Here is a 9,976-nt window from a genome sequence, read left to right on the forward strand (position 1 = left end):
GCACACTCGGGCTAGCGACTCCAGGAATCTGCATATTCACTGCCCAAGCTCCTTCGACCAGTTGATGGCGTTGACATAGACCCCGAGAGGATTTTTGCGCAGACGATCGGCATCGCGCGGAGTTTCGATCACGATGGTGAGGATGGCGGTCCAGCGCTCGGTGGCAGTAAGCTGCCCATTGTCGTAGCGGCGCTCGATCCAGGCGACCCGAAAGCTTTCCGGCGAGGCACGGATGACGCTGGATATTTCCACTGCGATCTGCAGCTTGCCGAGTTTCGCAAAGGGATCGTTGACGCGGGCGTGGTCATTGAGGGCGGCGGCGCCGCGATCGGTCGTAAAGTCGTAGGCGCGCAGCCAGTCCTGACGCAGCACGATGGCATCAGCCGACAGCCCGCGCACATTCTCGATGAAGCGTGCCAAATGAAAGGCAATCTGCGGATCGGTTGGCTGATAGAAGGGATTGGCTGGGCTAACCGCCTCTGCCTGGCCGAGACGATCGACCTCAATGACCCAGGGCGTAATGCTTCCCTGTGTGGATTGCCAGACGAGACCTGATGCAAGTCCCGCCGACAGGATCAGAGAACCGAAGGCTATAAGTCGCCAGTTTTTGGCCTGCACCCGCGCCGAGCCGATGCGTTCGTCCCACACTTGCGCCGCTTTCTGATAGGGCGTTACGGGCGCGGGCGTGCGGCCATAATGAACGGATGGTCGTTTGAACATCACCGCTTTCCTTCCGAGAGATCGACGGAGGCACCACCTCCACCTTGATCGGCAGAGCGAACGGCGTTGGTCGCGGCGGACGCCCCATGACGCATGGTCTGAATGCGCTTCATACGCCCAGCCCATCTGGATTGAGTGTCCGCAGATGAAGAACTCGCAGCAGTCTGGGCTGCGGCGGCTTCGCCGGCTACAGTGCCGCCGGTTGATGCCGAGCTGCTACTAGAACTTGTCGCAGCGCGGCGGAGCGGACTCGTTGTGGCGGACGCGCCGGCATCCGCGGCGCCGGCCAAACCGCTCGCCCGAAACACGCCGCTCGCACTACCCGCTAGCGCCGCAGTTCCACGCGCGGCACCTGCGAGTGCACCGAGGCTGCCTGCAGCAAGGCCCGCGCCGGCGACCACGACTCCGCCGGCAGCTAACCCCGTGCCGACGGAGGCTCCGGCGCCAAGCTGCGGACCGCCGGACACGATGCCGTTGGCGATGCCCGGCCCAAAGATCCCCAGGCCCAGTAGCGCCAATGCTGCGAGCACCAGGGCCATGGCATCTTCAATGCCGATCTGTGCACTGCTCGAGCCCGCGGTAAACTGCGAAAACAGCGTCGAGCCGATGCCGACGATGACCGCGAGCACCATGACCTTGACGCCCGATGAGATGACGTTGCCGAGCACGCGTTCGGCGGCAAAAGCCGTCTTGCCGAACAAACCAAAGGGGATCAGGATGAAGCCGGCGAGCGTCGTCAGCTTAAATTCAATCAGAGTGACAAAGAGCTGGATTGCCAGGATGAAGAAGGCGAGCAGCACGGTCACCCAGGCGAACAGCAACACCACGATCTGGATGAAATTTTCGAAGAAGCTGACATAGCCCATCAAGCCCGAGATTGAGTCCAGGATTGGCCTCCCCGCATCGATACCGACCTGTGCGATCCGCCCCGGGCGCAGGAAATCAGCCGATGATAGTCCAGTTCCTGAGGCTTCCAGGCCGAGACCGGCAAAGCTCTCGAAAACGATGCGGGCGAGGTTGTTCCAGTTGCCGATCAGGTAAGCGAAGACGCCGACGAACAGCGTCTTTCTCACGAGGCGAGCGATGATGTCCTCGTCGGTACCCCAGGCCCAGAACAGAGCGGCCAGCGTGACATCGATCGCGGCAAGCGTGGTTGCGAGGAAGGCGACTTCGTTGCCAAGCAGCCCAAAGCCAGAGTCGATATAGCGGGTAAACGTTTCCAGGAATCGGTCGATGACGCCGGTGCCACCCATGGATCACTCGCGTTCGGGTGTTGCAACGGGCGGCCAGCCCTGGGGAAGACGATCGGGATGCTTGGGCTGCGCCAACGAGGGTGTCGGGCTGCCTGGTTGAGCATCGGGGGAAGTAACGCCCGGAGTTTTCTTTGATCCAAGGAAGCGACGGCGGTTCTCCGCCCAAATCGGACGGCAATCCTGGAGTTCTGCAACCTGCTCGGAGGTGACCTTCCAGCAGCGTTCGAGTTCGCCGCCAAGCGGACTGGTTGCCCGGGATGCCGACGATCTAGCCGGTGGACCTTCGCTGTCGCCGCGGAGCTGGATTGTGCACGCTGCGACAAGGATGGGGACGGCAGCCGCTGTCGTCACAAGCATCACCCGCTTAAGTCCACCACGTCCGCTCATTGGTGAAACATCCGAACTATCGAAGGCTGATAGCCTCGACCGGGTGCGAGAAAGCGACGAAGCTGCTCCCTGCCCTGATCCTGCGCGGTGGTACGCTGAGCCATTTCGAGATTTTGCGCCCGCCCCTGCGCGGCAACGGCGGCCGTAAGGTCGGCGAGCTGCTGCGCCTGCAGACCAAGGAGCTGATTGCCGGCCTGACTGGCCTGCAGCGCGCCGGTCGCGCCCTGGCTTGCGCCAACGAGGGCCGACATCTCCTTGCGGTGGGTGTCGAGATTGCCGACCACGGTCGCCTGAACCCGCAGGGCATCCTGCAATCCCGCCACAGAATTCTGCCAGCGTGTTTGCGCATTCGCGATCAGCGCTTGATCTGATTCGTTCGCCGAAACGGGCGCATAGGTCGTCGAGAACGCCCGATCGATCTGATTGATGTCGTAGGCAATGCGCTGCGCCTGAGCGAGAAGCTGTTGGGTTCGCTGGATTGACTGCTCGAGCTGCTGCAAGGAGGAATACGGCAGGCTGGCGAGATTTTTGGCCTGATTGATCAGCATCTGCGCCTGGTTCTGCAGCGAGGTGATCTGGTTATTGATCTGCTGCAGCTCACGTGCAGCCGTGAGCACGTTCTGCGCATAGTTATTAGGATCGAACACGATCAACTGGCCGGATGTTGGCGAAGCGGTACATACAATCGCAATTGCGAGCGCACCCACCGCTGAGAGGTGACGGCGGCGCTTCATGACAAGCCTTCCTGCTTGATGAGACGGGGTATGAGATCGGCGGCCCAACCCAGCCCACGTGCGGCGAGCCAGCCGGTGACAAACTCCTCACGGCCATGTTCGGCCAGCACGCGCTCGATCATTGCCTGATCGGACTTTGATGAAGCGGCCGTAAAGGCGAGTGCGAATTCTTCAAGACCGAGTTCGAACAGGCGATTGCCGCGCCGGGACTGGCAGTAGTAGTCGCGCTTTGGCGTGGCGCGCGCGAGGATCTCGATCTGCCGGTCGTTGAGGCCGAAGCGTCGATAGATGGCCGAGATCTGCGGCTCGATCGCCCGTTCGTTCGGAAGGAACAGCCGCGTTGGGCAACTCTCGATGATGGCAGGCGCAATCGCGGAGCCGTCGATATCCGAGAGCGACTGGGTGGCAAAGATGACGGAGGCATTCTTCTTCCGCAGCGTCTTCAGCCATTCGCGGACCTGGCCGGCAAACCCTTCATCATCGAGTGCGAGCCAACCTTCGTCGACAATGAGTAGCGTGGGCCTTCCGTCGAGCTGCCCCTCAATTCGGTGATAGAGATAGGACAGGACCGCAGGTGCGGCACCGGTGCCGATCAGCCCCTCGGTTTCGAACACCTGGACCGGAGCGGAGCCTAACCGCTCGGCTTCAGCATCGAGCAACCGTCCAAAAGGGCCACCGAGGCAATAGGGTTGAAGCGCCCTTTTCAGGCCCTGGGACTGCAGCAGCACGGACAAACCGGTCAACGTCCGTTCGCCAATAGGCGCCGAAGCCAGCGAAGACAGCGCCGACCAAAGATGCTCCTTGGCTTCGGGCGTCATGTCGATCTTTTCGCGGGCGAGAATGGCTGCGATCCATTCCGCCGCCCAGCCGCGCTCGGCCGCATCGTCAATCATGGCTAGCGGCTGCAGGGCGACCGGTTCGGAGGCGCTATCGGACAGCGCACCGCCAAGATCGTGCCAATCGCCCTTCATGGCGAGCGCCGCGGCCCTGATCGACCCGCCGAAATCGAAGGCAAAGATCTGGGAGCTTGGATAGCGGCGGAACTGCAGCGCCATCAGCGCAAGCAGCACGGACTTGCCGGCACCGGTCGGACCGACCACCAGCGTGTGCCCGACGTCGCCGACGTGGAGGGAAAAACGAAACGGGCTGGATCCTTCCGTGCGTGCAAAGAACAGCGGCGGCGCACCGAGATGCGCGTCCCTCGCCGGCCCTGCCCAAACCGCGGACAACGGGATCATATGGGCGATGTTCAGGGTCGAAACCGGGGGCTGGCGGACGTTGGCATAAACGTGGCCGGGCAACGAGCCCAGCCAGGCATCGACGGCATTGATGGACTCCACCATGCACGTGAAGTCGCGTCCCTGAATGACCTTCTCGACCAAGCGCAACCGTTCGTCCGCGATGCGCGGATTCTCGTCCCAGACCGAGATCGTGGCGGTAACAAACGCCTCTCCGATCAGATCGGAGCCGAGCTCCTGCAACGCGGCGTCGGCGTCGATGGCCTTGTTGGCTGCGTCAGTGTCGATCAGCAACGAAGTCTCGTTCGTCATCACCTCCTTCAGGATCGCGGCAACCGATTTCCGTTTGGCGAACCATTGCCGCCGGATCCTGGTCAGGAGCTTCGTTGCGTCTGCCTTGTCGAGCATGATCGCCCGGGTCGACCAACGATAAGGGAAGGCAAGCCGATTGAGATCGTCCAGGATCCCCGGCGTGGTTGCCGTCGGAAACCCGACAATCGTGAGCACCCGCAGGTGTTGGTCGCCCAGCATCGGCTCGAGCCCACCCGTCAGGGGCTCGTCCGCCAACAGCGCATCGAGATACATGGGAATCTCGGGAACGCGGACGCGATGTATCTTGGTCGAGACGCAAGCATGCAGGTACGTCAGGGTCTCGCCGTCATCGAGCCATCGGCACTCCGGCATAAACCCTTCGACCAGTTGCAGCACGCGGTCGGTCCGATCGACAAAGCCGCGCAATACCTGGTGGGCGCCGGCAGCCTCCCCGCGCTCAGGTCCCTCATAAAGGAGACGCTCGGCGCGCGCCTCATCCTCAGCCGGCGGCAGATACAGGAAGGTGAGGAAATAGGCTGACTCGTAGTGAGCTCCCTCTTCCTCGAATTGCGCCCGGCGCTCGGCATCGACCAGGGCCGATGCCACATCCGGGCAACTGCTCGGCGGATAGGCGTTCGATGAATACCTCTGCGCCTCCATAAACACCGCCCAGCCGGATCCGAGGCGCCTTAAGGCGTTACTGAGGCGGCCGGCAACCGCAACGAGCTCCGCCGGAACGGAAGAATCAAGATCGGGGCCGCGAAAACGCGCGGTCCTCTGGAAACGATCCGTCCTTGTTGAGGACGACGCCTTCGTCGACCAGTGCGGCCCATGGCAGGAAATCCGCAAGACATGTAGTGGAGCGGCGGTATTCGGCAAGGTTCATCATTGGTTGCTCACACATTCAGATGGGTTGGGATGCGCAGATGGCGTCTTGCAGTTTCGACAAAGAGCGGATCGCGCTTCGCGGCCCAGACGGCAGCGGCATGACCGATTGCCCACATCAGGAGGCCCGCGATCCACAACCGCAGGCCGAGGCCGAGCGCAGCGGCGACGGTGCCGTTGACGATGGCGATCGCACGCGGCGCGCCGCCGAGCAGGATCGGTTCGGTCAGCGCGCGGTGCACCGGAATTGCAAAACCCTCGACCGGCCCGTCCATCAGATCAGCACTCCGCCGCCGAATGAGAAAAATGCCAGGAAGAAGCTCGAGGCTGCGAACGCAATCGACAGACCGAAAACGATCTGGATCAGGCGCCGAAAACCGCCCGAAGTGTCGCCGAAGGCGAGCGTAAGGCCCGTGACGATGATGATGATGACGGCCAGAATCTTGGCGACGGGCCCTCGACCGACTGTAGGATCTGGTTAAGCGGCTGCTCCCACGGCATGTTGGAGCCAGCGGCCTCTGCAGTAGGCGAGATCGCCACGGAGCTGAGAGCTACCGCAACAGCTATCATCCCGCTTCTCAATGTGACGCCGTTCATGATTGGTCTCCTGCGGGTGAAATGAGGTAGTCGCCCTCGGTCGTCAGGCCATCGACACGCGCGAGTTCTGTCAGCCGACGGTCTGCGCCGCGGCCGGAGAGAACGGCAATCACGTCGATGGTCTCCGCGATCAGCGCCCGCGGCACAGTGATGACGGCTTCCTGGATAAGCTGTTCGAGGCGGCGAAGCGCACCTAACGCCGTACCGGCATGAATGGTACCGACGCCCCCGGGGTGGCCAGTGCCCCAGGCCTTGAGTAGGTCGAGCGCCTCGGCCCCTCGCACCTCACCGATTGGGATTCGGTCCGGGCGTAGCCGGAGCGAGGAGCGCACGAGGTCGGACAGCGAGGCGACACCGTCCTGGTGCGCAGCGCCACGAGATTAGCCGACTTGCATTGGAGTTCGCGCGTATCCTCGATCAGCACGACGCGATCAGCTGTTCTTGCAATCTCGGCCAGCAGGGCATTGGTCAGCGTGGTCTTGCCGGTCGAGGTACCGCCGGCCACGAGGATGTTTTGACGGTCCCGGACAGCGTTCCGCAGCCCTTCAGCCTGAGCGACTGTCAGGATGCCGGCGGCGACATAGTCGTCGAGCGTGAAGACGGCCACCGCCGGCTTGCGAATGGCAAAGGCCGGAGCGGTCACCACGGGCGGCAGCAACCCCTCAAAACGCTCTCCCGTCTCGGGCAACTCGGCCGAGACGCGGGGACTTGCCGGATGAACCTCCGCGCCGACGTGATGGGCAACGAGCCGCACGATGCGCTCGCCGTCGGCTGCGGCGAGACGCTCGCCGGTATTCGTCATGCCCCCCGACAACCGATCGACCCAGAGCCGGCCATCGGGATTGAGCATGACCTCGACGATCCCAGCGTCTTCGAGCCAGGCCGCTATCGTCGGTCCGAGCGCGGTGCGCAACATGCGTGCACCACGCGAGGCCGCCTCGGACTGAAAGGAATGAACTGCCACGCTTGTCCCCAAGGTCGCCGAGAGATATGAGCTCGGCGGTGGGGATCAGTAGAAAAGGCAGGTTACGCGCTCGTGCAACAAGCTCAAATCAGGCGGCGTGCCGTGGCGTAGCAAAAGAAAAGATGGCGGGATCACTCACGAGGAACGGTTGGCGACGGTTGTGCCGGATCGATGTCGAGCGAGATCTCCTGGGCCAGGGTCTGGCCCTGGCCAGCCGGCGCCCGAGGGCCTCGACAAACCCTCATACCGCTCCCGGCCCTTGGCCTGCGCAGCGGGCTGCGCCGTATCAGGCAGCGGCGGCGTTGCCGTCAGCCAGAACCGCACGAACAAGGCCAGTGCCTCATTTGAAATGGTGATGTGACGCTCCAGCCGCTCGACGTGCCGGGTCAGCCGGTCAAGGCGACGGCCGAGCGCCGCTTCCATCCGCTCCGAATTATCCGGCGACAGGAATGAGGCCAGCGCAGTTTCGACAATGAGCGCCTGCGGCACCCGCTTGCGGCTGGCGTGGTCAGCGAGCTTGCCCGCTAGGTCAGGAGGCAGACGAAACGTGCTTGGTTCGCATTATCTCATCCTAGAGGTCGAGGCCGTCGTCTGGATCCATCGCGGCCTGACGCGCCAGACCGGGAACGTTCATGCGCAGCACACGCGCCCGTACGGCGTCACCGTCGCCCTCGTCTTCCGTGAAGTCGAACTCCGGTGGAGGCTTCAAGGCCTCTGGCGCGATATTTTCATGCTCGGGAAACCTCCGGCTCGCGGCGAATGCCGGAATTTGCGGTAGATTGCCGAGCACCCGACAAGCTACCGGCTCGGCAACATTTGAATTTGGCGGAGCTGGCTGCCGGCTCCAATCGTCTGTCGCTGCCCTACCGTCGCGGTCGAGGGAGCTTGAGCTTGGCGGCGGTAGCACGCGCTCGGTCAAACGTGGATCCTCAAAATACCTCGCCTTCTTGGCGCGGATCGGTGGCACGCCGGAAACCAGCACCAGCTCGTCCTCGGGCGGAAGCTGCATCACCTCGCCGGGCGTTAGCAATGGCCGCGCGGTCTCCTGTCGCGAAACCATGAGATGGCCGAGCCACGGGCTAAGCCTGTGACCGGCATAGTTCTTCATCGCCCTTATTCCGTGGCAGTCCCAAGCGCATCCGAAACCACCTGGCGGTACGCTCGTCGTTGGTCGCAAAGGAAACGCGCACATGACAATTATCGAGGATCGCGTTATTCGGCCCGTATGCTCTTTCGATCTGATTGAGCGACTGCGCAATAAGGAAACTCTTAAGCCCATAGCCCGCCATGAAGGCGAGCGCCGACTCGAAGAAATCAAGCCTTCCCAGCGCCGGAAACTCGTCGAGCATGAGCAGCAATCGATGCCGGCGGCCCTTGGCCTGGAGTTCCTCGGTGAGGCGGCGACCGATCTGGTTGAGGATCAACCGCACCAGCGGCTTGGTACGGCTGATGTCCGATGGAGGTACGACGAGATAGAGCGTCGTTGGCCGTTCGTCCTCAATAAGATCCCGGATGCGCCGGTCGCAGCGGCGCGTCACCTCGGCAACAATAGGGTCGCGGTAGAGGCCGAGGAAAGACATCGCGGTCGAAAGCACGCCGGACCGTTCGTTCTCGCTCTTGTTCAATAACTCTCTCGCTGCGGACGCGATCACCGGATGGGTCCCGGCTTCGCCGAGGTGCGGCGTGGTCATCATGGCGCGGAGCGTGGTTTCGATTGGCCGTTTCGGATCGGACAGGAACTCGCAACACCGGCGAGCGTCTTGTCCTGCTCCGCATAGAGGACGTGAAGGATGGCTCCGACCAGTAGCGCGTGGCTGGTCTTCTCCCAGTGATTGCGCCGTTCCAGCGAGCTCCTCGGGATCGACCAACACGTCGGCCACATTTTGCACGTCACGAACTTCCCACTCCCCTCGCCTCACTTCCAACAGAGGGTTGTAGGCTGCACTCCTTGAGTTGGTTGGATCAAACAACAGCACCCGGCCGTGTTGGGCACGAAAGCTGGACGTCAGGGTCCAGTTTTCACCCTTGATGTCATGGACGATGCAACTTCCCGGCCAGGTTAGAAGGGTCGGGACAACAAGTCCGACGCCCTTTCCGGATCTGGTGGGGGCGAAGCACAGCACATGCTCAGGTCCATCGTGCCGCAGATAAAGTCCCTCGAACCGCCCGAGGATCACGCCGTCTGCTCCCGGCAAGGCCGGCACCTCGAATCTCAAGTTGGCTGGCCCAGCGCGCGGAACTGTATGTCGCCGCCGTCTCCGCCTCCCGCGCCCGCCACACCGACATCGCGAACGCGACTATGATCGAGATGATCCCGCCGGACGCAGCGACAGACGCCCCTTCGACGAACACTCCAGGTGCATAGGCATCATAGGCGTACCACCACCAGAAGAAGGCCGGAGGCAGATAGATGGGAACGCCCGGCGCGAGCTCAAACCAGGGCTGTCCGAGTTGGAGTTGAAAGCCGAGCCGCCATGCTGTCCACCGCGTCGCGGCCCACATCGTGATCAGCACGATAGTCAAGAGCAGGGCGACCTGGCCCCAAAGTATTCTGGTTGCGGACATGGGATGGAATATCAAATGAGTCCGTAATCCTCAGACAAGCCATCCTGCTGGTTGCGAGTATTTTCGGATATCCAGGCGAGCAGATTGGTGCGTCAGTCGCCGAGCGTCGTAGAAATCGCAGCCCGCACGTATCGCGAAAGGTGTGAAAGCGGACTTAGCCCCGGCATCGGACGAGATAGTTGTCCCCCTGTCGCCTGCCGGTGGCCTGGGACGCAGCACTTAGTTCCTTGCGGTCGGCAGGTTGATCGGGCAGCTCCAACAGACTGGCGGCGTGAAGCAAAGCTCGCCGATAATCGAAGAGCTGATGTCGGCTTCACTTCC

8 protein-coding genes and 4 pseudogenes are annotated in these 9,976 nt (G+C 62.5%); all 12 read right to left on the reverse strand.

The window, feature by feature from the left end; genetic code table 11:
- Positions 1-36 precede the first annotated feature (36 nt).
- The 12 genes and pseudogenes from trbF to ACFXS9_RS08290 all read right to left on the reverse strand — a co-directional run bounded on the left by trbF (position 37) and on the right by ACFXS9_RS08290 (position 9,655).
- A complete protein-coding gene (trbF, locus tag ACFXS9_RS08235; protein ID WP_334444438.1) occupies positions 37-720 on the reverse strand; it encodes a conjugal transfer protein TrbF in 684 nt (227 codons plus the stop codon).
- Complete coding sequence (gene trbL / locus ACFXS9_RS08240; protein WP_392687132.1) at positions 720-1,973, reverse strand: P-type conjugative transfer protein TrbL; 1,254 nt, start codon at positions 1,971-1,973, stop codon at positions 720-722. The genes trbF and trbL overlap by 1 nt, the downstream gene beginning before the upstream one ends.
- A gap of 3 nt (positions 1,974-1,976) precedes the next feature.
- Positions 1,977-2,360, reverse strand: a complete 384-nt coding sequence (trbK-alt, locus tag ACFXS9_RS08245; protein WP_392687135.1) for a putative entry exclusion protein TrbK-alt — start codon at positions 2,358-2,360, stop codon at positions 1,977-1,979.
- Positions 2,357-3,094, reverse strand: a complete 738-nt coding sequence (trbJ, locus tag ACFXS9_RS08250; protein WP_392687138.1) for a P-type conjugative transfer protein TrbJ — start codon at positions 3,092-3,094, stop codon at positions 2,357-2,359. The genes trbK-alt and trbJ overlap by 4 nt, the downstream gene beginning before the upstream one ends.
- Positions 3,091-5,533, reverse strand: a pseudogene (gene trbE / locus ACFXS9_RS08255) (conjugal transfer protein TrbE). The gene trbJ and the pseudogene trbE overlap by 4 nt, the downstream one beginning before the upstream one ends.
- A gap of 7 nt (positions 5,534-5,540) precedes the next feature.
- Positions 5,541-5,804, reverse strand: coding sequence for a VirB3 family type IV secretion system protein (locus tag ACFXS9_RS08260; RefSeq protein WP_392687141.1), 264 nt, complete (start codon positions 5,802-5,804; stop codon positions 5,541-5,543).
- A pseudogene (locus ACFXS9_RS08265) lies at positions 5,804-6,099 on the reverse strand (TrbC/VirB2 family protein). Before ACFXS9_RS08265 ends, ACFXS9_RS08260 begins: the two are co-directional and overlap by 1 nt.
- 23 nt (positions 6,100-6,122) lie before the next feature.
- Positions 6,123-7,042: pseudogene (gene trbB / locus ACFXS9_RS08270) on the reverse strand (P-type conjugative transfer ATPase TrbB).
- Between the two features lie 179 nt (positions 7,043-7,221).
- Positions 7,222-7,652 (reverse strand): annotated as a pseudogene (locus ACFXS9_RS08275) (CopG family transcriptional regulator).
- 9 nt (positions 7,653-7,661) lie between these two features.
- Positions 7,662-8,198, reverse strand: a complete 537-nt coding sequence (locus ACFXS9_RS08280; RefSeq protein ID WP_392687144.1) for a type IV secretory system conjugative DNA transfer family protein — start codon at positions 8,196-8,198, stop codon at positions 7,662-7,664.
- A complete protein-coding gene (locus ACFXS9_RS08285; protein WP_392687147.1) occupies positions 8,170-9,294 on the reverse strand; it encodes a type IV secretory system conjugative DNA transfer family protein in 1,125 nt (374 codons plus the stop codon). Before ACFXS9_RS08285 ends, ACFXS9_RS08280 begins: the two co-directional genes overlap by 29 nt.
- A complete protein-coding gene (locus ACFXS9_RS08290) occupies positions 9,218-9,655 on the reverse strand; it encodes a hypothetical protein (protein ID WP_392687150.1) in 438 nt (145 codons plus the stop codon). Before ACFXS9_RS08290 ends, ACFXS9_RS08285 begins: the two co-directional genes overlap by 77 nt.
- Between the last annotated feature and the right edge of the window lie 321 nt (positions 9,656-9,976).

It is taken from the genome of Bradyrhizobium sp. RDI18, assembly GCF_043203335.1.
GTDB classification, from domain to species: Bacteria; Pseudomonadota; Alphaproteobacteria; order Rhizobiales; family Xanthobacteraceae; genus Bradyrhizobium; species Bradyrhizobium retamae.

Bases quoted from the DNA above. Each gene is read 5' to 3' on its own strand.
- trbJ (WP_392687138.1), bottom strand. From the start codon at position 3,094: ATGAAGCGCCGCCGTCACCTCTCAGCGGTGGGTGCGCTCGCAATTGCG.
- ACFXS9_RS08280 (WP_392687144.1), bottom strand. From the start codon at position 8,198: ATGAAGAACTATGCCGGTCACAGGCTTAGCCCGTGGCTCGGCCATCTC.
- trbF (WP_334444438.1), bottom strand. From the start codon at position 720: ATGTTCAAACGACCATCCGTTCATTATGGCCGCACGCCCGCGCCCGTA.
- ACFXS9_RS08290 (WP_392687150.1), bottom strand. From the start codon at position 9,655: ATGTCCGCAACCAGAATACTTTGGGGCCAGGTCGCCCTGCTCTTGACT.
- ACFXS9_RS08260 (WP_392687141.1), bottom strand. From the start codon at position 5,804: ATGGACGGGCCGGTCGAGGGTTTTGCAATTCCGGTGCACCGCGCGCTG.
- trbL (WP_392687132.1), bottom strand. From the start codon at position 1,973: ATGGGTGGCACCGGCGTCATCGACCGATTCCTGGAAACGTTTACCCGC.
- trbK-alt (WP_392687135.1), bottom strand. From the start codon at position 2,360: ATGAGCGGACGTGGTGGACTTAAGCGGGTGATGCTTGTGACGACAGCG.